General features: G+C 53.6%; 19 protein-coding genes and 1 pseudogene. 13 read left to right on the top strand and 7 right to left on the bottom strand.

The genetic code is table 11. The features are described 5' to 3' along the window. Nucleotides 1–207 precede the first annotated feature (207 nt). The 5 genes from ABD931_RS05895 to atpA all read right to left on the bottom strand — a co-directional run bounded on the left by ABD931_RS05895 (nucleotide 208) and on the right by atpA (nucleotide 7,558). Nucleotides 208–753, bottom strand: coding sequence for a YceI family protein (locus ABD931_RS05895; RefSeq protein ID WP_345264917.1), 546 nt, complete (start codon nucleotides 751–753; stop codon nucleotides 208–210). Nucleotides 754–895: 142 nt separating this feature from the next. Further along, nucleotides 896–3,982 carry a WD40/YVTN/BNR-like repeat-containing protein gene (locus tag ABD931_RS05890; RefSeq protein ID WP_345264915.1) on the bottom strand — a complete coding sequence of 1,029 codons (3,087 nt, stop codon included), beginning with the start codon at nucleotides 3,980–3,982 and terminating at the stop codon, nucleotides 896–898. 79 nt (nucleotides 3,983–4,061) lie between these two features. After that, nucleotides 4,062–4,805, bottom strand: coding sequence for an outer membrane lipoprotein-sorting protein (locus ABD931_RS05885; RefSeq protein ID WP_345264913.1), 744 nt, complete (start codon nucleotides 4,803–4,805; stop codon nucleotides 4,062–4,064). Between the two features lie 188 nt (nucleotides 4,806–4,993). Beyond that, nucleotides 4,994–5,881, bottom strand: coding sequence for an ATP synthase F1 subunit gamma (gene atpG, locus ABD931_RS05880; RefSeq protein ID WP_345264911.1), 888 nt, complete (start codon nucleotides 5,879–5,881; stop codon nucleotides 4,994–4,996). Between the two features lie 99 nt (nucleotides 5,882–5,980). Beyond that, nucleotides 5,981–7,558 (bottom strand): F0F1 ATP synthase subunit alpha, encoded by a 1,578-nt coding sequence (gene atpA / locus ABD931_RS05875; protein WP_345264909.1) that lies wholly within the window; start codon nucleotides 7,556–7,558, stop codon nucleotides 5,981–5,983. A 610-nt stretch (nucleotides 7,559–8,168) separates the two neighbouring features. Here atpA and bamJ point away from each other — a divergent pair. The 3 genes from bamJ (at nucleotide 8,169) to ABD931_RS05860 (ending at nucleotide 11,534) form a co-directional block, all read left to right on the top strand. Continuing rightward, nucleotides 8,169–8,960 (top strand): BamJ family beta-barrel-assembly machinery protein, encoded by a 792-nt coding sequence (bamJ, locus tag ABD931_RS05870; protein WP_345264907.1) that lies wholly within the window; start codon nucleotides 8,169–8,171, stop codon nucleotides 8,958–8,960. 83 nt (nucleotides 8,961–9,043) lie between these two features. Continuing rightward, nucleotides 9,044–11,161: a carboxy terminal-processing peptidase gene (locus ABD931_RS05865; RefSeq protein WP_345264905.1), complete on the top strand. Its 2,118-nt coding sequence runs from the start codon at nucleotides 9,044–9,046 to the stop codon at nucleotides 11,159–11,161. 133 nt (nucleotides 11,162–11,294) lie between these two features. Continuing rightward, the gene (locus ABD931_RS05860) at nucleotides 11,295–11,534 is read left to right on the top strand and encodes a hypothetical protein (protein WP_345264903.1); all 240 of its coding nucleotides are present in this window, start codon (nucleotides 11,295–11,297) and stop codon (nucleotides 11,532–11,534) included. Between the two features lie 16 nt (nucleotides 11,535–11,550). Here the strand turns inward: ABD931_RS05860 and ABD931_RS05855 are convergent, their stop codons facing one another. Continuing rightward, entirely contained in the window at nucleotides 11,551–12,933 is a 1,383-nt protein-coding gene (locus tag ABD931_RS05855) for an MATE family efflux transporter (protein WP_345264901.1), read from the bottom strand. A gap of 303 nt (nucleotides 12,934–13,236) precedes the next feature. On the opposite strand from ABD931_RS05855, the gene ABD931_RS05850 reads away from it, so the two are divergent. The 9 genes and pseudogenes from ABD931_RS05850 (at nucleotide 13,237) to ABD931_RS05810 (ending at nucleotide 20,667) form a co-directional block, all read left to right on the top strand. Next, nucleotides 13,237–15,504: an ATP-binding protein gene (locus ABD931_RS05850; RefSeq protein ID WP_345264899.1), complete on the top strand. Its 2,268-nt coding sequence runs from the start codon at nucleotides 13,237–13,239 to the stop codon at nucleotides 15,502–15,504. 10 nt (nucleotides 15,505–15,514) lie between these two features. Next, entirely contained in the window at nucleotides 15,515–16,108 is a 594-nt protein-coding gene (locus ABD931_RS05845) for a biliverdin-producing heme oxygenase (protein WP_345264897.1), read from the top strand. A gap of 14 nt (nucleotides 16,109–16,122) precedes the next feature. Continuing rightward, on the top strand, nucleotides 16,123–16,533 hold the full coding sequence (locus tag ABD931_RS05840) for a response regulator (protein WP_345264895.1): 411 nt from the start codon (nucleotides 16,123–16,125) through the stop codon (nucleotides 16,531–16,533). Between the two features lie 106 nt (nucleotides 16,534–16,639). After that, nucleotides 16,640–17,374, top strand: a pseudogene (locus tag ABD931_RS05835) (DUF4290 domain-containing protein); the annotation flags it as partial. A 110-nt stretch (nucleotides 17,375–17,484) separates the two neighbouring features. Then, nucleotides 17,485–18,792, top strand: a complete 1,308-nt coding sequence (murA, locus tag ABD931_RS05830) for a UDP-N-acetylglucosamine 1-carboxyvinyltransferase (RefSeq protein WP_345264893.1) — start codon at nucleotides 17,485–17,487, stop codon at nucleotides 18,790–18,792. Nucleotides 18,793–19,146: 354 nt separating this feature from the next. Next, nucleotides 19,147–19,809, top strand: coding sequence for a DUF305 domain-containing protein (locus tag ABD931_RS05825; protein ID WP_345264891.1), 663 nt, complete (start codon nucleotides 19,147–19,149; stop codon nucleotides 19,807–19,809). Nucleotides 19,810–19,824: 15 nt separating this feature from the next. Further along, nucleotides 19,825–20,268: a hypothetical protein gene (locus ABD931_RS05820; RefSeq protein ID WP_345264889.1), complete on the top strand. Its 444-nt coding sequence runs from the start codon at nucleotides 19,825–19,827 to the stop codon at nucleotides 20,266–20,268. Further along, nucleotides 20,265–20,558, top strand: a complete 294-nt coding sequence (locus tag ABD931_RS05815; protein ID WP_345264887.1) for a Fic family protein — start codon at nucleotides 20,265–20,267, stop codon at nucleotides 20,556–20,558. The genes ABD931_RS05820 and ABD931_RS05815 overlap by 4 nt, the downstream gene beginning before the upstream one ends. Next, nucleotides 20,542–20,667 (top strand): hypothetical protein, encoded by a 126-nt coding sequence (locus ABD931_RS05810; RefSeq protein ID WP_345264885.1) that lies wholly within the window; start codon nucleotides 20,542–20,544, stop codon nucleotides 20,665–20,667. Before ABD931_RS05815 ends, ABD931_RS05810 begins: the two co-directional genes overlap by 17 nt. A gap of 154 nt (nucleotides 20,668–20,821) precedes the next feature. Here ABD931_RS05810 and ABD931_RS05805 read toward each other — a convergent pair whose 3' ends face one another. Continuing rightward, the gene (locus tag ABD931_RS05805) at nucleotides 20,822–21,598 is read right to left on the bottom strand and encodes a LytR/AlgR family response regulator transcription factor (RefSeq protein ID WP_345264883.1); all 777 of its coding nucleotides are present in this window, start codon (nucleotides 21,596–21,598) and stop codon (nucleotides 20,822–20,824) included. Nucleotides 21,599–21,696: 98 nt separating this feature from the next. On the opposite strand from ABD931_RS05805, the gene ABD931_RS05800 reads away from it, so the two are divergent. After that, the gene (locus ABD931_RS05800; RefSeq protein ID WP_345264881.1) at nucleotides 21,697–22,155 is read left to right on the top strand and encodes a ferritin-like domain-containing protein; all 459 of its coding nucleotides are present in this window, start codon (nucleotides 21,697–21,699) and stop codon (nucleotides 22,153–22,155) included. The last annotated feature ends 19 nt before the right edge of the window (nucleotides 22,156–22,174 follow it).

The raw sequence follows: 22,174 nt of genomic DNA, 5'->3' as shown, positions 1-22,174 counted from the left end.
CACCATCGCCTAAAACCATTTTGATAACGCTACCGGATGGTTGTTAGTATACAGCACTAATATAACGAAAATCTCATGCGTGAAGTTCGTGAACATATCTTTTTCCGGCCGTATACGTCTGTATCTAACAATCTAATAATCAATAAGCTGTAAGAAGCAAAAAGCCCCCACTTTTGGAGCGGGGGCTGCTTTAACAATTTTTAACAGTTACGGCTGCTTCACAATCTGGATGCCCAGCGCCAGCTTTACTTCATCACTGACCACTACGCCACCAGCTTCGGTAACGGCATCCCACATCAGACCAAATTCCTTGCGCCTGATAGTTCCGGTAATTTCAAAACCAGCTTTGTGGTTACCGTAGAAATCCTGCATCTGTCCGCCGTACTCCACCTTCAGGACAACCGGCTTTGTAATACCCCGAATGGTCAGATTACCGGCCAGTTCATACCGTTCCTGTCCGACTTTGGTCATAGCGGTAGACTCAAATACCAGTTGCGGATGCTCTTCGCTGTGAAAGAAATCGGCCGACTTCAGGTGCGCATCGCGTTGCTCGTTGTTGGTGGTAATACTGTCGATGTCGGCCGTGAAATAAACGCTGGCGTTGTCAAAGTCGTCGCCTTCGGCTTCCAGCCGACCATCGAATTTATTGAACTGGCCCGTTACGGTGGACACCATCAGGTGCCGTACTTTAAACTGAATTTCGGAGTGGGTTGGATCGATGGTCCAGATGGTTTTGGTTGCTACAGATTCCATGATTATTTAGGGGATTGGTTAATGTGTATAAACATTTGATGTATATACATAGAAATAATAAAATTTGTTTCCGGCTGCGGTAATTTTTTTCAACAAAAAAAGCGCCGGGGTGGCCGGCGCTTTTCATAAAGGCTAAAACAGGTTAGCCGTCAGATTTTTTATAGTCATCAAAGCTCCGCAGCGAGATCTCCGGCAGGTTGCTTTTGGTTAGCTGATCGGTAAAGGCCCGGTACCGGGTTCCCTTCAGGTTGTCCAGTTGCGTCTGGGCGGCCCTTAGCTCGGCTTCCAGCACAGTCAGGTTAGCCAGTTGGGCGTTGGAGGGCCGGCCATAGTAGCCGGCCACCTGACTATATAGGCTAGCTATCTTCTCGCGTAGTTGGGGCTCGCCGGTATCCACGTAATTATCGCCTTTCAGTACAACCAGCTTTCCCCGCAACGCATCCAGATCTTTCAGCAGGGGGTCAGCCACTTTTTTGAGTTTGGCATCCTGCTTCAGCCGGTCGTTGGCTCCCTGCCGCATGGCGTCAATCTGGTCGACGAGGTACCCAAGCTGCTCACTCATGTTGTAGAGCTTCATGGTAGCGTCGTACTGCGCTATCCGGTCGTTGGCGGAGTGAATGCTGTTCGGGTCGGCTTTCAATGAAATCACCGTTTCGTAGGTGTTGGCGCCTTTGGTCATCACCACCTTATAATCCCCTTCCGGCAGGCGCGGAGCCGCAAATGCACCGGATGCAACGGTTGCCCCCTGGGCCACTTTCGGCCGCTTCAGCCGGTAATTCCAGTCGACAATATTAATACCCTTTGCTTTACCCGCTGCCAGGTCGGCCACCTTTTGCCCCGACTTATCGAATACCTCCAGCGACATCTTCCCAAACGTATGGCGGTTTTTCAGGTAATACACCACTTTGGCGGTCCGGCCGGCATTGTCGCCGACGTATTCACTGGCGTCTCCACTCTCGGCAAAACCAGCATCGTCGCGCATCACGGTCGGCTCGGTAGCGAAGAAGTAGACCTCCTTCGCCAGCACCTCTTTGGAAATCTGCCGCAGCGGACTGATGTCATCGATAATAATAATGCCCCGGCCATGCGTTGCCAGAACCAGATCATGCTCGTCGGGATGAATGGCCATGTAGTGGACCGCCACCGCCGGCATGTTGTTGGAAAATTGTGACCAGTTCTGCCCGCCATCTACGGTGATAAACAAGCCGAACTCCGTACCCAGAAACAACAGATTGGGGCTTACCAGGTCTTCTTTGATGTGCCGGGCAAACCCTTTGATGTCGCCGGTTGAAATGGATTTCCAGGTTTTACCAAGGTCGGTGGTCTTATACACATAGGTAGCCATATCGCCCATGGTATGTCCATCGAATACGGCATAGCAGGTGTTTTTGTCGAAGCGGCTGGGCTCCAGGTGGTACACCCAGGTGTTTTTGGGCAGACCGGGCACGTTGGCCCCTACATTGGTCCAGGTCTTGCCGCCGTCGGTGGTTACCTGCAGGTTTCCATCGTCGGTGCCGGCCCAGATCAGGTTTTCATCCGTTGGTGATTCGGCAATGGCGAAAATGGTGCAGTGGTTTTCGGCCCCGGAGTTATCAGCGCTCAGCCCACCCGAATCGCCCTGCTGCTGCTTGGCGGGGTTGTTGGTGGTGAGGTCGGGTGATAGTTTCACCCAGGTTTCGCCCATATCGTCGGAGCGGTGCAGAAACTGGCTGCCCACATATAGCCGGTCGGGCTTGTGCAGGCTGGTGGTCAGGGCCGCGTTCCAGTTGAAACGCAGCTTGGGGTCTTTGGCTTCGGCGTAGGGCTTAATAATCTTTATCTGCCGGCGCTCGGTATCGTACCGCCAGATAGCCTCGGCCCCCTGAACTTCCGAATACACGATATTGGCTTTGGTCGGATGGCGAAATACCCGGAAGCCATCTCCCCCCCCTACGCTGAACCAATCGCGGTTTTTGATGCCACCAGGACTGTCGGAGGGGCCGTACCAGGAGCCGTTGTCCTGCAAACCGCCGTAAACATGATAGGGTTTGGCATTATCAATACTGACGTGGTAATACTGCGACAAGGGTAGCCCTTTAACCATCTCCAGCACACTGCCGCCGTTGTACGAGCGGTACAGACCACCGTCGGTTGCCACATACAGCATGTTCGGATTCACGATGTCGAACCAGATGTCGTGAATATCGGAATGCATGGCTCCCATATTGGTAAAGGTCTTACCACCGTCGCGGCTGATCGAACCGTTAAGACCGGCCTTGCAGAGAATATCCGGGTTGCGCGGATCGACCACAATACGGGAGAAGTAGAACGGCCGTACCGTCAGCTCAAAATCGCCGTTGGTGCGTTTCCAGGAAGCGCCGGCATCGTCGGAGCGGTACAGGCCCTTGGTTTCCGGCTTTTCGGATTCGATGACCGTGTACAGGATATTGGGGTTAGACGGCGCAATAGCTACGGCGATCCGGCCCAGCTTACCCGCCGGAAAGCCGGTATGAATCTTGTTCCAGGACTTGCCACCGTCCGTTGATTTATACAGGGCACTTTTCGGCCCGCCGGAGTTGAACGACCAGCCGGTGCGCCGGGCCTCCCAAAACGATGCGTACAGCACGTTCGGGTTCTTCGGGTCCATCGCCAAGTCGGCGCAGCCGGTATTGTCGTCCACAAAGAGGATTTTTTCCCAGCTTTTGCCGCCGTCGGTGGTTTTGTACACGCCCCGCTCGGCGCTGGGTCCCCAGAGGGCACCCAGCACACCCACGTAGACGGTATTCGAATTGGCGGGATCAATTTTGACGGCGCTGATTCGCTCCGATTTGGTCAGGCCCAGGTTGGTCCAGTTCTGTCCGCCGTCGGTGGATTTGTAAATTCCGTCGCCGACGGATACACTGTTGCGGGTCCAGCACTCACCGGTACCGACCCAGATCACCTGATCGGGATTTTTGGGGTCTACCGCTACGGCTCCAATGGACTGGGCATATTTGTCGAAGATGGGCTTATAGGTTACGCCCCCGTCGGTTGATTTCCAGACGCCCCCGCCGGCCGAGCCGACATACATAACACGGGCGTCGGTAGGGTGTCCTTCCAGGTCGGCAATGCGGCCGCTCATTACGGCCGGGCCGATGTGCCTGGCCCGGAGTGCGCCAAAGAGTTCATCGCCTTTCAGCGACATGGCATCCTGGCCATAACCCGGCAGCGCCCACAGCGCCAGGGCTGACAGATACAGATATGTTTTCATGAAGGCAGTACGTAAAAAGATGGGATTGAAACAGCACAGGCCGGCGTTTTAGGCCGGCCTGTGCGCAACTGCGTACGGGTTAACCCTCATTAGGGAAAGCAAACTCCTTATCGTCTACCGCAATATTGGTTTCAATCTTATCGGCTGTCATAGAGAAAGCCGTCTGTCCATTTACTTTCTGCGTAATGGTGAAGGGCATAAACAGGCCATTAACTTCCTGATAATCGCTCATGTAGGTATCAATGGCCATTCCTTTAACCTGTCCTTTTTTAGGGAAGGAACGCTGCATAATCGGTACGTTATCCGCCACGCTGATGAAGTAGTAGCCGAAGTTTTCTTCTTCTTTGCCATCCACCTTCACGGGCTTTTTGGTCAGCTTAATTTTGTAGCATTCCGTTCCTTCAATAGTTTCTTTCCCCTGCAGCTCTGCGGTGTAGCCTTTCTCCTTGTAGTTAAGAAAAGAGTCCTGCAGCTCAGACTCCTGCTTCAGAATATCACTATCCTCAGCCGCCATTTTCTCCGGCTTCTGGCTCATAAAGTTGGTAGACCAGCCAGTGGTCCCGTCATACGCCGTCTGCACAAATTCTTTACCCTGGATATTGACTTTCAGAATCTGCTTGTTGGGCGCTTTCTGCAGCACAGATACCGGGAAATCCATACCCTGCGCTTTGGCTTTGCCGGTCATGCGAACGCTCTGGAGGGCCAGCCACTTATCTTTACCACCGGTGACTTCGTGATACTTGTTGATAATTTCATCGACGGTCTGCGCCTGTGCAGTCAGACCAATAAAAAACAGAACGGTCAGTAAATTTAGTCGCTTCATGGTTTGAGTTAGTTGAAGTTATTTATTTCCAAACACTTACCCAAACTTAGTCAAATCAGCCTGAAGGTCCGGCCAATTATGTGCCCAGCGGTTACATTTTTTCGTTAAACGGCTCATTAATTGGACAGACAACAAAAAACCCACAGCCCGTAGACCGTGGGTTCCAGATAGCGTATATAGGCCGTTTTTTAACCGGCGAGGGCCTCGGCACCACCAACAATTTCGAGAATTTCTTTGGTAATGGCGGCCTGACGAGTCCGGTTGTACACCAGGCGCAACTCCTTGAGGAGTTCACCGGCGTTTTCCGTTGCCTTGTCCATCGCTGTCATCCGGGCACCGTGCTCAGACGCATTGGATTCCAGCACCGCTTTATACAACTGAATCTTCAGCGTCTTTGGAATCAGTTCGGTAATGATTTCTTCCTCCGACGGTTCAAAGATATAATTCACGTTAGACGCCTTGGTCCGGGTTGAGTTCGGAGAAGTCGACACGATGGGCAGCATCTGCTCGACGCGGATGATCTGCGTAGCTACGTTTTTAAACTCATTATAAACGATTTCAACCACATCGTACTGCCCACTGGCAAAGCGTTGCATAGCATCTTCGGCAGCCGCCCGCACCCGCCCAAAGCTCAGCGACGCAAACGTGTCTATGTAAGTCGTATTCACCTTGAACCCCCGGCGGGCAAAGGCTTCAGCGCCTTTCTTGCCGATGGCCAGAATCTCGACATTACCCCGGCGGGCCTGATCGGCGTAGCGCTCGCTGATAACTGTCAGCGCAGCCTTAACCACGTTGGTGTTGAACGCACCGCACAATCCCCGGTCCGACGTTACCACAATCAGCAGTACGCGCTCCACCGCCCGTACCCGTTTGTAAGGACTTTCGCCGGCCAGTTCAGCCCCGGCCGATACCGTACCCAACATTTCGCCCAGTTTCTGGGCATACGGCCGCATCTGTATAATGGCATCCTGCGCCCGGCGCAGCTTGGCCGCAGCCACCATCTTCATGGCTTTGGTAATCTGCTGAGTCGAGTTTACGGAAGCAATCCGGCTGCGTACTTCTTTTAAACTTGCCATTTTCAGAAAATGAGTTTGAGGTTTGACGTTTGAGGTTTGACGTTAAAAGGTGCCCTTGCGAAGCAACTTCAAACGTCAAACCTCAAACGTCAAACCCATTTATGCGTACCGGGAAGCGAGTTCAGAAACTACTTTTTTGATCGTGCCCGTTGTCTCGTCGTCGAGTTTACCAGCACGGAGTGCATCGAGGGCACCGCGGTGCTGCGATTCCATAATCATAGCAAACTCTTCTTCAAAGGCCTTTACTTTGTTTACCGGCACGCGGTCCAGCAAACCGTTGGTCGATGCGTAGATGATCGCTACCTGCCGTTCAACCGGTACCGGCGAGTACTGCGGCTGCTTCAGGATTTCCTGATTCCGGCGACCCCGCTCAATGGTCAGCTTCGTCGACGCATCCAGGTCGGAACCGAATTTAGCAAACGCTTCCAGCTCGCGGAACTGCGCCTGATCCAGCTTCAGCGTACCGGCCACCTTCTTCATCGACTTGATCTGGGCGTTACCACCCACCCGCGATACCGAGATACCCACGTTGATAGCCGGGCGGATACCCGAGTTGAACAGGTTTGTTTCGAGGAAGATCTGACCGTCGGTAATGGAGATTACGTTGGTCGGGATATAAGCAGACACGTCACCAGCCTGAGTTTCAATGAGCGGCAGAGCCGTCAGTGAACCACCTCCTTTTACTTTCCCCTGCAGCGAAGGCGGCAGATCGTTCATCTGGCTGGCAATGGCGTCATTGTTTACAATTTTGGCGGCCCGCTCCAGCAGACGGCTGTGCAGGTAGAATACATCACCCGGATAAGCTTCGCGTCCGGGAGGGCGACGCAGCAGCAGCGACACCTCGCGGTAAGAGACGGCCTGCTTCGACAGGTCATCGTATACCACCAGGGCCGGCCGGCCCGTGTCGCGGAAGTATTCACCGATAGCGGCACCCGTAAACGGCGCAAAGAACTGCATCGGCGAGGGGTCAGACGCCCCGGCAGCTACGATGACCGTGTAGGCCATAGCGCCAGCCCGGCGCAGGGTCGCTTCGACCTGCTTGATGGTCGATGCTTTCTGCCCGCAGGCAACATAGATACAGTAAACAGGTTCGCCTTTTTCGTAGAACTCCCGCTGGTTGATGATGGTATCGATGGCTACGGCGGTTTTACCCGTCTGGCGGTCACCGATGATCAGCTCGCGCTGGCCCCGGCCGATAGGAATCATGGCGTCGATGGCCTTGATACCCGTCTGCAGCGGTTCCGTTACCGGCTGACGAAAGATTACCCCCGGTGCTTTGCGCTCCAGCGGCATCTCAAAGGTTTCGCCCTGAATCGGCCCCATGCCGTCGATGGGCTCACCCAGGGTATTGACAACACGGCCCAGAATACCCTCGCCTACGCGGACAAAGGCAATTCGGTTGGAACGCTTTACCGTGTCCCCTTCTTTTATTTCGCTGTAGTCGCCCAGCAATACGGCGCCGACGTTATCTTCTTCCAGGTTCAGGGCCAATGCCTGCAAACCATTTTCGAACGTGAGCAGCTCACCGGCCTGCACCTTCGACAAGCCATAGATACGCGCTACACCGTCGCCAATCTGCAGTACCGTACCGACTTCTTCCAGTTCGGCTTCGGTACGGGCGTTGGACAACTGCTCGCGGAGAATGGCTGATACCTCGTCGGGTCTTACGGATACCATATAAGTTGATGGATCTTGTTTTAAGATTGTTCTAATTTCGGCCGCAAAGATAGCGTAAAATTCTCACATAAACGTTCACGACCTGAAAAACACCGCCGAAAAGTTAGATTTTTCTAATAAGTCTGTTTGGTTCATACAAGAGTCGGCCTGGCCGGCATTTGGCCCTATTGGCAAGTGACTGTCAATAAAAAAGGCTACCGTCGAAATAAACCGTAACCTGCTTCCGGAAAGTCTGTTGCTTCTTATTTCTTGGACTTTCGACCATTATTGTCTTCGCAGGCCACAAATTTTACGAAACGGCTCTCCTGACCATCTTTGGTCTCCTCCTGGTGGCGCATAGCCAGCCGGCTGCCGTTAAGTGTTTAGATTTTACCGCTTAAAACCATTTGCTGTCATTAACCATAATTCTGTTTTCCGGGTTTGGACTTTGCGGCTAAGATTTGTTACTTTACCTGATGGTATGTGGCTGCCGGTAGCAGCCGCGCCGGGGAAAATCTATTCTGGGCAATAGGCTATTTATTTCGTCCGCTCAGGCAATTACCAAACTTTTTGTCTATCAGTTTACGTTTTGTCAGTAAATCACGCTAATTACAATCTGAATTTCTTTCGCATGACTTTAAATCAGTGGGTTAAGGCCGGCCTTTTGTCGGCTGCTTTTGTGTCGGGTAGTGCTTTTTTACAAGAAACACTGGCGCAGGCCAAAAAACCAGCCGCCGGCGCACCGGCGAAAAAACCGGCTACAGCCGCTCAGAAAGCTACACCGGCCACAGCCTCCTCCCGAATTGCCACCAGCCGTGACTCGTTAAGCTATAGCATCGGCGTCAGTATCGCCCAGAATATCAAACAGCAGGGAATTGAAGACTTGAACACAGACGTGCTGGCTCGTGGCTTACAGGACGCCCTGAAAGGTCAGAAACTGGCCATGAGCGAAGAGCAATCGCAGCAGATATTGATGGCCTATATGCAAAAGCAGTATGCGGCCAAGATGGAAGAAAGTAAAAAAGCCGGCGAGGCTAACAAAAAGGTAGGCGATGCGTTCTTAGCAGAGAACAAGAGCAAACCAGGGGTAATTACCACTGCCAGTGGTTTGCAATATCAGGTTGTAAAAGAAGGTACCGGGCCTAAGCCGACAACCAATGATAAGGTAAAAGCGCATTATACCGGCCGGCTCATAAACGGTACGGTATTTGACAGTTCGGTAGAGCGGGGGCAGCCCATTGAGATTCCGGTGACGGGCGTTATTCCGGGCTGGGTAGAGGCTCTGCAACTGATGCCGGTGGGGTCAAAATGGACGCTGTTCATTCCGGGCAGTCTGGCCTACGGTGAGCGTGGGGCAGGCGGGGCCATCGGTCCTAACGAGACCCTGATTTTTGATATTGAATTATTGGAAATCGTTAAATAACAGTCCAGTCTGCGAACAGGCGGTGTCGTCTTCCGCAGCAACCGTACAGAGAGGGTACGGCCATAAATAACCTAACAGGTAGTATGAAGAAGTATCTGGTAACCCTTGTACCCGTGCTGATGCTGAGTTTTCAGCCGGACTCGCAAACGGTCCTTGCGCCGAAAGGCGGCAATGCGCCCGTTCAGTTATCGTCGGGGGGCGAAGACCTGAAACCGACGGTATCGCAGGAGAAAGTATCTCAGGTGGTGTCGAAATTATTGACTACGTACCACTACCGCAAGGTTCGGCTGAACGACTCCCTGTCGTCGGTCGTTTGGGATAACTACCTGAAGGAAATCGATAACGGCAAGATGTACCTGCTGGCCTCTGATGTGAGTGCCCTGGAAAAATACCGTTATCAGATTGACGATGCCCTGGTAAACGGAGATCTGACGGCCGCCTATGAACTGTTCAATGTGTACCGGAAGCGTTTTCAGGAGCGGCTGCAGTATGTGCAGGAGACGCTGCAGAAGCCGTTTAACTTTACGGTAGACGAAGCTTATAACACCGACCGGCAGAAGGCCACCTGGCCCAAGTCGGTTGAGGAGCAAAACGAAATCTGGCGCAAAGTTCTCAAGAATCAGGCGCTGGAACTGAAGCTGGCCGGCAAGAAAGATAGTGCCGCCTACGCTATGCTCCGCGACCGGTATAAGAACCAGGAAAAAGCCCTGAACCGCTTCAAAAGCGAAGATGTGTTTCAGATTTACCTGAACTCGTTTACCGAATCGCTCGATCCGCACACCAACTATTTATCACCCCGTTCGGCTGATCGCTTCAACCAGGAGATGAGTCAGTCGCTGGAAGGCATCGGGGCTATGCTCCGCGAAGATGGGGAGTATATCAAAATTGTAGAAGTACTACCCGGCGGGCCGGCTTTCAAGAGCAAGCTGCTTAATAAGGAAGACCGTATTGTGGGCGTTGCCCAGGGCGATAACGGGCAGATTGTCAGCATTGTGGGCTATCAGGTCGATGATGCCGTAAAGCTGATTAAAGGGCCGAAAGGAACCGTTGTCCGCCTGCAGATCCAGCCGGCTACAGCCTTGGCCGGGGCTCCGCCGAAGGAAATCCGGCTGGTGCGCGAAAAAGTAAAACTGGAAGATCAACGCGCCAAGAAAGAAGTGATTGAGGTGTCGGAAAACAACCGGACCTATAAGATTGGGATTATAAACATTCCGATGTTCTACCGCGATTTCGAAGCCGCTCGCCGGCGGGATGCCGATATGGCGAGTACAACGTCTGACGTGAAGAAACTGATTGATGAGCTGAAGGGTCAGAAAGTAGACGGTATCGTGATCGACCTGCGCTACAACGGCGGTGGATCACTGGTAGAGGCTATCAGCCTGACGGGTCTGTTTATTCCGAAAGGCCCGGTAGTGCAGGTACGCGAATCAACCGGCGAAACCGAGGTATATAACGATCCCGATCCCTCGGTAACGTACGACGGTCCGCTGGCGGTGCTGGTCAACCGGCTCAGTGCATCGGCCTCCGAGATCTTTGCGGCTGCCATCCAGGATTACAAACGTGGTATCATTGTGGGTGAGCAAACCTTCGGTAAGGGCACCGTGCAGACACTGCAGGACCTGAGCCAGTGGTTACCGCGTGAGCCGGAGAAGGTGGGGCAGGTAAAAATGACCGTGTCCAAGTTTTACCGTATCAACGGGAGCAGCACCCAGCACAAAGGAGTAGTGCCGGACATCGAACTGCCGTCGGCCCTCAGCGCTGAACAGTACGGCGAAAGCTCACAACCAAGTGCGCTGCCCTGGGATCAGATTGCCTCGACCCGCTACGAAGCCAGCCGGGCGCTCGACGAGAAAACGCTGAACCGCCTGCGCGACAAATATGAGCAGCGCCTGAAGTCGGACCCCGAACTGAAGCAACTGTCTCAGGAACTGGCCGAGTTTAAGAAAGCTAAGCAAAATACGATTGTATCGCTGCAGGAAGCCAAACGCCGGAAAGAGCGCGACGAAGCCGAGAAGAAGCGGACGGCCATGAACAAGGTGACGCAGGTTGCAGACGATGATTCAGAAACAGACTCAACCGCTACATCCGTATCCTCGTCGGCAACATCAACGGCTACGCCGAAGAAGAAAAAGGACCTGTATCTGAACGAAACCGGCCGCGTACTGGCCGATCTGATTGTGTTTCAGAATAGGAATCAGTAGTGTGTAGACCGCACCGGGTCGCCGGTGCGGTCTACTAATACCCCCCGCACCAGAGAGGTGCGGGGGTTTTCTTTGCCGTATTAAACCGAATACCACGAATCACCGTTACTACTCGCAGAAAAACTGATTAACCATGTGGTATTTCACCATTAAGCAGCAGGCCATTAAGAACCTGCAATACCAGCAGATGCAGAAGATCGCCGGCCTGACGGAGGTGGAGATCTTCAATGAACCGTACGAAAACTACTGCCTTTTTGAAGTCGCCCGCGAACGCTACCGGGAGTTTATCGACTACCTCGACCTGGAAGGCATTGCTTACGAGGTCTCACCCGACAAACCGACGCGGGACAAACTGCTGGACAGCATGCGTTAGGCAAACCGGCCATGCCTTATACCGCTGCCGTCTGGTTCCCAACCGTTGTAGGCCGCAGCCGGCGCACCAGCCGGAAAAATCGCGTGGTCAGCAGAATGGCCGCTACCGTAAGCCCCGCCAGCAAACCGATCCAGACACCCGTTGCGTCCAGTTTCAGCCAGAAGGCCAGTATGTAGCCGACGGGTAGCCCCACAATCCAGTAAGCAAATAAGGTGATAATGGTTGGCACGTTTACGTCGGAGAGGCCACGCAGCGCACCGATTCCGACCACCTGCACCCCATCTGATAGCTGGAAGATACCCGCCAGAATTACCAGCGAAGCCGCTACGGTGGCAACTTCGGCATTGTCGCGGATGTACAGCCTCACCAGCCAGTCGTTGGCCGTCAGGAAGAGAACGGCACATACCATCATAAAAGCCGTGCTCAGCACAAAGGCGGCCAGACCTGCCCGGTACACCTGCTGCTGCCCGCCCTGTCCCAAAGCCGCCCCAACGCGAATGGAGGCAGCCGCCGAAATACCCGACGCCATCATATAGGTAGTCGACGCCAGGTTAATGGCAATCTGATGCGCAGCCAGCCGGTCTTCGCCCAGCCAGCCGATAATCACGGCCGCCAGCGAGAAGGTAGCCACCTCAAAAAAGAAGGTCAGCCCACCCGGCAGCCCCAGGCGCAGAATCTCCCGCACAAAATCCAGCACCGTCTGCTGAGCAAACACCGGCTGAAAGTATGTTTTAAATGCAGCCGCCCGGTGGATATACAGTAGAATGGCCACGGCCATATAGACCCTGGAGAACAGCGTCGCCATCGCCGAGCCGTACAGGCCCATTTCCGGAAATGGGCCCCAGCCGGTAATCAGCCAATAGTTCAGGATAGCATTTACGCCCAGGGCCGACAAGGTAATCAGCATGGCTACACGGGGATAGGCCAAGCCGTCGCACAATTGCCGGGCCGCCACAAACAGAAATAGCGGGATATTAGACACGCTCAGGATGAGCATGAAGTTGCGGGCCAGCCGCGTCACCTCCTGTGTCTGCCCAAAGATGTCGAAGAAATAAGCTACTACCGCCGACAGCAGGCCAAGGATAACACTCAACAGCACCGCCACGTAAATACCGGCCCGGTACAAGCGGTTTATATCAGCATTGTTACCGCGCCCCCGCGCCTGCGACACCAGCGCGGCTACCACTGCCAGCCCCCCTACGCCAATGCTCGACACCAGAAATGTGAGGGATACCGCCAGCCCGGCCGCACCCAGGGGCACTGCACCCAGCAGCCGCCCCACAAACAGGTTATCGGTCACCCCCATCAACACCACGCCCAGTTGGGCAATTACAATCGGTATACTAAGCCGGAGCGTATCCGTTAACTCAGTCCGATAGGCACGCAGCCAATAAAGCATAGACCTGAAGAATGATAATTTGGCCGCAAAGGTAGGGGAAGTACGGGACAGGATAGGTACGAATCCCGATATTAGATGTTAGCAAACCGGTAACCAATCCGAACCGGCAACCACCGGCAGATAAAGCTTGTTTAAGCACGTTTACACATAATCGTAGGTTTGAAAAAAATGGGACCGCTCCCTCAGTTTAGCGTCTGTTTGCGAAGATTTTTTCTTAGTTTCGTAGAGGCATTCAAGCTGATTTCTTAAAATAAGGGCTTTTTTACCTGGCGTGAAGTGCCCGTACTCAACTGATCTGCGGTAGTGAACTTTGACAAAAAAAATCTGTTCCAGGCTGACATCTCCAACTGCGAACGGGAACCCATCCATATTCCCGGCCGGATACAGGCGCATGGTTTTCTGCTGGCCGTCTCTCCTGATACATACACGATTATCCAGGCCAGCGAAAACGTCAGGGAGCATTTAGGTATCCCTGCCGATCAGTTAATTGGAAAGCGGCTGAACTCGCTCCAGGCCGGAACCCGTTTTCTGGGTGATCTGCTAACCGACCTCCTGAATCTGGGCTTACGCAACCAGTCTCTGGAAGCAATGAACCCGTACCGCATTAACCTGCAGGAGCAGGAGTGGAACCTGGTTTCTCACCAGCACGACAATGCCGTAATTCTGGAGTTCGAGCCGGCTATGATCCATACCAGCGGTCAGCATCTGCAACGCTTGCTGGCCCAGTCTTTGTCGACCATAAAAGCCAGTTGGTCTATGGATCAGCTATTGGATAATGCCGCCCGGCAGGTCAAAAAGATTACCGGCTACGACCGTGTGATGATCTACCGCTTCTGGCCCGACTGGCACGGCGAGGTGGTCGCTGAAGTTAAAGAAGACAATCTGGAACCGTTTCTGGGCCTGCACTATCCGGCATCGGATATACCCAGGCAGGCCCGCGAATTGTACAAGACCAACCGCGTTCGCTGTATCAGCAACGTTTACCAGCCTGACTCGGCGCTGTACCCGGTGCTGTACGCCGACCGCAAACGCCCCCTCGACCTGACCCATTCCCTGCTCCGGGCCGTATCGCCGGTTCATATCGAATACCTGAAAAATATGGGCGTGCAGGCCAGCATGAGCATTTCGCTGATGTACCAGGGCGAGCTTTGGGGTCTCATCTCCTGCCACAACTACACTCCCCGGCAGATCGACTACTCCGCCCGTGTCTCTGTCGACCTGGTGGGCCAACTACTCTCGGCCGCGCTGGAATACCACAAAGACGAAGACGACCAGTCGTTTACGCAGCAGATTAAAGAAGCCGGCCAGACGCTGTTCAGCCACATGCTGAAAGACTGGAACATTGTGCGGGGCCTTACCCAGTACGAAACCACCGCCCTCGACATCAATTCGGCTACAGGTGCCGCCCTGTTTTTTGAGGGTAAACTGCACACGCTCGGCCAGACCCCTTCCGACAATGAGATACACGGCCTGATTGGCTGGCTGCAAACTACCAATACCGATACCGTTATCCAGACCACCCATCTGGCCAATCAGTACCCGCCGGCGGCTACCTTTAGCGCCGTAGCGTCGGGCTTACTGGCAATACCCCTCTCGCGGGAAATGAACGAATACCTGCTCTGGTTCAAGCCGGAACAGATTCATTCCGTCAGTTGGGCCGGTAATCCGGAGAAGGCCGTGAACATCCACGAGAATGGCAGTATTAAAATTAGTCCCCGTACAAGCTTTGCCCGCTGGGTGCAGGAAGTCCGCCAGACCTCGGCGCCCTGGAAAGATGCCGAAATAGCTACGGCGCTGAAACTCCGGGAAGACATTTTGCACGTGGTGGCCAAAAAAGCCAACGAAATACGGTTGCTGCACGAAAAGTTGCGGAAAGCCTACGAAGAGCTGGACGCGTTCAGTTACACCGTTTCGCACGACCTGCGCAGCCCGCTATCGACCATCAAAAGCTATTCGGAAATTATTCTGGAGGAGTACGGCGAAGAATTCAACGACGATGCCCGTACGCTGTTTACCAAAGTGATCCGGGCCACCGACCGAATGAATATTCTGATCCGCAACATTATGGATTACTCCCGCATGGGGCAGAATGACCTTCAGGTACAATCGGTAGATATGCGCAAACTGCTGAGTCGATTACGCGAGGAAACCCTGGTGACCGAAAAAAGCCGGGCGCTTACCATCAACATCCTCAACACCCCGCCCGTTGTTGGCGACCCAATTATGGTGTTGCAGGTGTTCAGTAACCTGCTGTCAAATGCGGCCAAGTATTCCCGGCAGGCCCAGTCGGCGGTTATTGAAGTAAACGGCTTCCGGAACGAGTACGAAATTGTGTACTCCGTCAAAGACAACGGTGTCGGAATCGATATGAAGCAGTCAGGCCGGGTGTTTGACCTGTTCAAGCGGCTGGAGAATACCGGCCAGACGGAGGGCAACGGCGTAGGGCTTTCCATTGTAAAACAAATTATGAACCGGCATAAGGGAAAAGTGTGGTTTGACAGCCAACCCAGCCGGCAGACTACTTTTTACGTCGCGTTTCCGCACATGCCGGTCGCGCAGAAAAATCAGTAAACGTAACGTTATGTCCATCATGGCCCGATTGCGTCAGGAGACGCAGCTTTGCCACGAGCAGGTTGAGAAACTGCTGTATGCAGAGCAGATTCAGAACGGCACCCTGACGCTTGAGCAGTACATCCAGCTGCTATACGTCAATCTTTCGTTCCACCAGCCTCTGGAAGAGGCCATTGGAGCGGCTGACCCCCTCTTTTTTGCCGGGTACACGCCTGATCAGCGGAGCAAAGCCCCCCTGATCAGGCAGGATCTGCAGCGGCTGCGGCTGCCCATACCGCCTACCCAACAACAGTATTTTCAGGGCTGGAGCAACTGGCAGTTGCTGGGTGCGGTCTATGTAGCCGAAGGCTCTACACTCGGCGGACGGGTTATCAGTAAATACCTGCAAAAAAATGCTTTGGTGAGTCATACCGCCGGCCAGTCCTGCTTTTACGCCGGTTACGGTGACCAGACTGGGGCGATGTGGAAGACCTTTTGTACCTACCTGCCCCAACAGGCCGGTACCGAGGAAGACCAGATTGTGCAGGGAGCTATTAATGCCTTTCAACTGTACGAACGTATTGTTTACAGCTTATCCGTAACTGCCGGGCCTGTTGCCGCTTAGTAGCCAATCTGCTTATGGTCAACGCTAAAACTGTATTAGTGTACGACGACGAAGAAGATATTCTGGAACTCGTACAACGGGCATTACGTACCCAATATAGGGTCATTACCCGTAATTCGCTCAGCCACGTCCTACAGGACGTGCAACAGATTCAGCCGGCGGTCATCGTTATCGATTACCAGGTAAACGGCCTGACTAGCCACGACACCGTTCTCCAGCTAAAGCAAGACAGCCAGACGGCCCACATTCCCATTGTGCTGTTTACGGCCTACGACAACATCGACGCTCTAGCCCGCGCCTTAAAAACGGATGCTTTCCTGGGCAAACCCTTTTCGCTGAAAGATCTGCGCGGCTGTATAGCCCGATTTACCGACCAGCCGGTGCCGCTGCAGATGCCCCCCGCCCCGGTAGGGGAAACACGATAACCCCACCGGGACGGGGGGTGTACAATTAACCTACCAAGCGGTCTTTGCTGATAATTCGCTTTTTGCCCCGAATGTTGTTAATTTTGCCTTACTTACTACGAACCCCTCATTTATTTTGAAAGAATACGGCAGCAACATTCAGAAACTGGTTGACAACATCGTCAACATTGAAGACCGGGAAAAGCGCACCCGCTACGCGCACATCCTGGTTGAGCTGATGCGGCAGATCCACCCGAACATGAAAGATGGCCAGGACTACTATAATAAGCTCTGGGACGATCTGTACATTATGTCGGGCTTTACCCTGGATGTCGACAGCCCCTATCCCCCGCCGTCGAAAGAAGCCCTGGGCCGCAAACCACAGCAGGTGCCCTACAACATGCACAACCTCCGATACAAGCACTATGGGCGGAACATGGAGCTGCTTATCGACAAGGCTGCCACCATTGAAGATCCCGAAGAGAAGCGGGCGTTTGTGTCGTACCTGGCCCGGCTCATGAAGACCTTCTACGCTACCTGGAATAAAGAGTCGGTCGAAGACGAAACCATTTATACCAACCTGGAGGAAATGTCGGGCGGCCGGCTGGAAGAAGACCTGCAGGGTATCCGCAACGGCGGCATGATTGAAGGCACGCCCCGTGAGCGCACCGGCGACCGGCGCGAAGGGGTTGGCCGGGAGGGCGGCTACCGCGAGGGTGGCGGAAATCGTCCCTACGGCGGTAACTACCCCAACCAGCACGGCGGCAACCGGGATGGTGGCCGTCGGGGGGACGGTGGCCACCGGGGCCAGTTCCGCCCAAACAACCGGGACAACCGCGGCAACGACCGACGGAGACGATAATCTTTAGTTAAGAGTTATGAATCAAGACGGGGCCGCCCGGCGGTTAAGAGTTAGGCTGACGCACAAATTCTTAACTCATAACTCTTAACTCTTAACTCTTACTTCCAAAAATGGCATCATTTAAAATTACGGGTGGCCGGCGGCTGCAGGGAGAGCTTATACCACAGGGGGCCAAAAACGAAGCGCTGCAGATTCTGTGCGCGGTCCTGCTGACCAGCGAGCCCGTTACCATTCATAATATTCCCAACATCCGGGATGTAAACCAGTTGATCGATCTGCTGGGCGATCTGGGCGTTTGGGTCACTAAAATTGGCGAATCGTCGTACCGATTTCAGGCCAGCGACGTAAACCTGGACTACCTTGAAACGCCGACGTTTAAGCGCAAAGCCGGGGCCCTGCGGGGATCGGTAATGCTGCTGGGACCGATGCTGGCCCGCTTTAAAAAAGGCCGTATCCCCCGGCCCGGTGGCGATAAAATCGGTCGTCGCCGGCTGGATACCCACTTCCTGGGTTTCGAAAAGCTGGGGGCGCAGTTTCACTATGATACCAACGACGGCGGTTTTTACCGGGTAGATGCCCAGAACCTCAAGGGTGCTTATATGCTGCTCGACGAAGCTTCGGTAACGGGTACGGCCAACGTGCTGATGGCCGCCGTGATGGCCGAAGGAACAACCACCATCTACAATGCCGCCTGCGAGCCCTACCTGCAGCAACTTTCTAAGATGCTGAATGCGATGGGTGCCAAAATCTCGGGTGTCGGCTCCAATCTGCTGGTGATCGAGGGGGTCAGTGAACTACATGGTACAGAACACACCATGCTGCCCGACATGATCGAGATTGGTAGTTTCATTGGTATGGCGGCTATGACGCAGTCGGAGGTAACCATTAAAAACTGCCAGATACCACAACTGGGGATTATTCCGGATGTCTTCAAGCGACTGGGTATCCAGATGGAGTTTCGCGGAGACGACATTTTCATTCCGGCCCAGGACCGCTACGAAATCGAAACCTTTCTCGACGGCGGCATGATGACCGTAGCCGATGCTCCCTGGCCGGGTTTCACGCCCGACCTCCTCAGCATTGTCTTGGTTACTACTGTACAGGCCAGCGGCACGGTGCTGATTCACCAGAAGATGTTTGAGAGCCGTCTGTTTTTTGTGGATAAGCTGATTGAAATGGGTGCCCAGATCATCCTCTGCGACCCGCACCGGGCGACCGTTGTGGGCCTGAACCGCCGGATGCCGCTGAAAGGTATCCGCATGTCTTCGCCCGACATTCGTGCCGGTGTAGCCCTGCTGATTGCCGCCCTTTCCGCCGACGGCGTCAGCATCATCGACAACATCGAGCAGATCGACCGGGGTTATCAGAATATTGATACCCGTCTGAACGCCATTGGTGCTGAGATTACCCGTGTATAAGGGTAATCATAGCCTCGTACGTAAAAAGCTGCCTGGACAGGCAGCTTTTTACATTTCTCCCCTCCATAACGCAATTTTAACCCCATATTCAATCGTTTTTAAGGCATATTGTCCATCTTTGATCCGTTAACCAATAATAACGCCATGGACACTTCCCCAGAGACCACCCAACGCATAGGGATTCCGTGCCAACTGTAACTTGAACGACTCCGTAACTTGACTATACTAGGTGAGCCCTTCCGGACTCACCTTTTTTGTTGCTCCTCGGTACGGCCGTCACCGGATAAAAACTTTCTGAAACAGAATAGGTGCCCTCCGGTTACAACTTCATTTTAGCTAAACGTTATGAACCCTATGAAACGCAATCGGCCATACAACGCCGTAATACTAACTGGTCTGCTCCTGACCGGCTTACATCTCGCACCAGCCAGAGCACAATCGACCAACACCAGTCAATCGGGCGGACAGACCTCATCGGCCAGTACAAGCGAAGCAACCAGGAGCCAACTGATGCCGTCGGTGAATCGCATGATGGATAAACTCAAGACCATGCGCCTGTCGGGTGACCCTGATTTTGACTATGTATTTCTGATGCGGACACACCACCTGAGCGAAATCGAATTGGCGCAGGAAGCTGCTAAATCCATGCAGAATAGCGCGATGAAGCAGATGGCGCAGGCTATGATTAGCCGGAAGCAAAAGGAAGTCGATCAGTTAGAATCTGCCCTGAAGCAGATCCGACCCAGCCGGGCCAATCAGGCATTTGTGCAGGCCCAGAACCAAAAGCTGGAAGCGATGAAGCTGAATTTGCAGGAAGGCACGCTGGCTGGTAAGCTGACCGGAAAGCTGGATACCGACTACGCCACCATTATGCTGGAACACCAGCGGGATGCCATCGATATAACCCAGGATTATCTGCAACACGGCCAAAACCAGGCCCTGCGCTCACTGGCGCAGCAAATTCTGGCCAACGCCCAAAGCGATAGCGAACAGTTGAAGACGCTGATGAAGCAGTAATGACAGGCTACCGGATTGAAGGCCGCCTATTGGGCGGCTTTTTTGTTGATAATGCTACTGCTGCTCGTCCGCGATTGTATCGCAACAACCACTCATTCTCCTGCATCAACTCGCGTCACTGACGCGGACCTCGCCCGTCTCGCGATGCATTTGCGGACGAGCAGCGCAGCGACGGTTTGGGACAATTCCACCTCACAAAACGTTATATCGGCAGCCGGAATGCCGGTGAACTTAGTAGCTTTGTATCAGAGTAATTTCACAAAACACATGAGCACTGGATTAGATAAAGAACTCATTCGTCAGTCGCTTAAAGAACTGGTTAACGAAGACCCTGCGTTCGTGACTGCTTTATTGGAGGAGCTTGAAGGAGAGCTAAAGCAGCATAAAAAGCAGCGTTTAGAAAACATCATTCGGGAAGATTTTGATGAGTACGGCGACGTATTCAGAGCATTAGCATGATCTACCTGGATAAAGAAGACATCATCTTTATTAATCGGCGTACTGTCTCAGAACATGGAGGGCATTTTATGCCACCCCACAACTTTCTGCACGAAGAAAATCTGGATTATCTGCTTGAGGCTGTTCAGGCTGAGATGTTTGGTGAACCCCTCTATCCTACCATAGCCGATAAAGCAGCCGTTTACTGTTACAATATCATCTGCAATCATATCTTCTCCGACGGTAAAAACGGACGGTTTAGAAGCCGCGCTGGCCTTTCTGAAGCTGAATGGAATGCGCCTGAACCGTGACCTTCCCCATAACGAGTTGTACGACTTCATCATCCGCGTGGCTTCCGGTCAGGTAAGCCTGGAGGAGTGCCGGATGTGGTTTGCCGCTCATACAATTACTTTCCCCTAACGTTCGTTACCCTCTGCTCGTCCTCGATTGTATCGCGAGACGGGCGAGATTGGTGTCTGTGCCGCTAAACATGTGTCTGCTTCAACTCGCGTTGCAAACGCGAACCTCGCCCGTCTCGCGATACAATCGCGGACGAGCCGAAGAGCTGAACGCATCACCCCTGCTCAAACCATTCGCGGAACATGGGGGCTTTTTCCTTGCTGATAGCTACTTCTATGTCATGGGGCTTCTTGAGCAGCACCAGCAGTTTGCCGCTGTAGTGCGACTGGTAGCCGGCAATGGCGGCCAGATGGAGCAGGAACTGGCGGTTGGCGCGGAAGAACACAGTGGGGTCGGTGAGGTCTTCCAGCTCGTCGAGGGTGCTGTAGTCGGTGATGAGTTTGTGGCCGTCGGCGGTGTAGAGGTAGATCACCTCATCGCGGGTGAAGCAGGCGACCTGTTCCTGCGGCACCGGTACAATCTGCCGGAGGTAATGGCCCGTAAACCGGCGTTTGTATTTTTTGGCGGGTGCGTGCTCCGTAAAATCCAGCAGCAGGTCGCGGAGTTGTTCGCGGAAGTCCGTACCGGCACTGGTACCATGCCATTGGTGGTATTTGGCAAAGGCCGACTTCAGTTCGTCGGGGTCGATGGGCTTCAGCAGGTAGTCGATGCTGTTGAGCTTGAAGGCCCGGATGGCGTATTCGTCGTAGGCCGTCGTAAAAATGACCGGGCAGCGCAGGTCGGCCTGCCGGAAAATATCGAAAGAGACACCATCGGAAAGCTGGATGTCCGATACCACCAGGTCTGGCTGGGTGTGGCTGCGGAGGTACGCCAGCCCCGCCGATACGCTGCCCAGCGGACCCAGTACAACCGCTCCCGGCTCCAGTTGCTGCACCATCCGCACTAAGTTCTTGGCAACCAGTGGCTCATCTTCAATCAGCAAAATCGTCATAAGAAAGTACGTTTACTCAAATTTAAATGTTTGGGTAAACATTTCGTGCAGGGTACGGTTTTATGGCTGTTCTATAACCAATAAATCCCCTCTCCGTTATGATTAAGAATGATGATATCGTTGATTCACTCAACGAATTGGTAGAAATCCTGAACGACCGGATTCGCGGCTACGAAACGGCTCTGGAAGACAACAAAGATCCTCAATTGGACCAAACCTTCCGGCAAATGATTATACAGACGCAGAAGCTGCGCAGCGAACTGGCCGAGCACATAGTCCGGCTGGATGGCACAGCCGTTACCGATGCAACGCATACGGATTTCTCCAGCAAAATCCACCGCGCCTGGATCAACATCAAAGCGGCCGTAACCGGAAAAGACCGGGCGGCTATTCTGAGCTCCTGCGAGTTTGGCGATAACGCGGCCGTGGAGGCCTACGAAGATGCGGTGAAGGAGGATAAACTGCCGGCGTATGTGAAAGATACCCTGCGGACTCAGCTAGACGAATTGCGTCAGGCCCGTAATCAGATTAAATCGCTGCACGAAGCGGCCAGTTAATCCATTGCGCTGATAAGGC

The organism is Nibrella viscosa (genome assembly GCF_039541875.1).
In the GTDB taxonomy this organism is placed as follows: Bacteria; Bacteroidota; Bacteroidia; order Cytophagales; family Spirosomataceae; genus Nibrella; species Nibrella viscosa.
The sequence above is the reverse complement of the archived record's forward strand: the minus strand, read 5'-3'. Positions and strand labels throughout refer to the sequence as shown.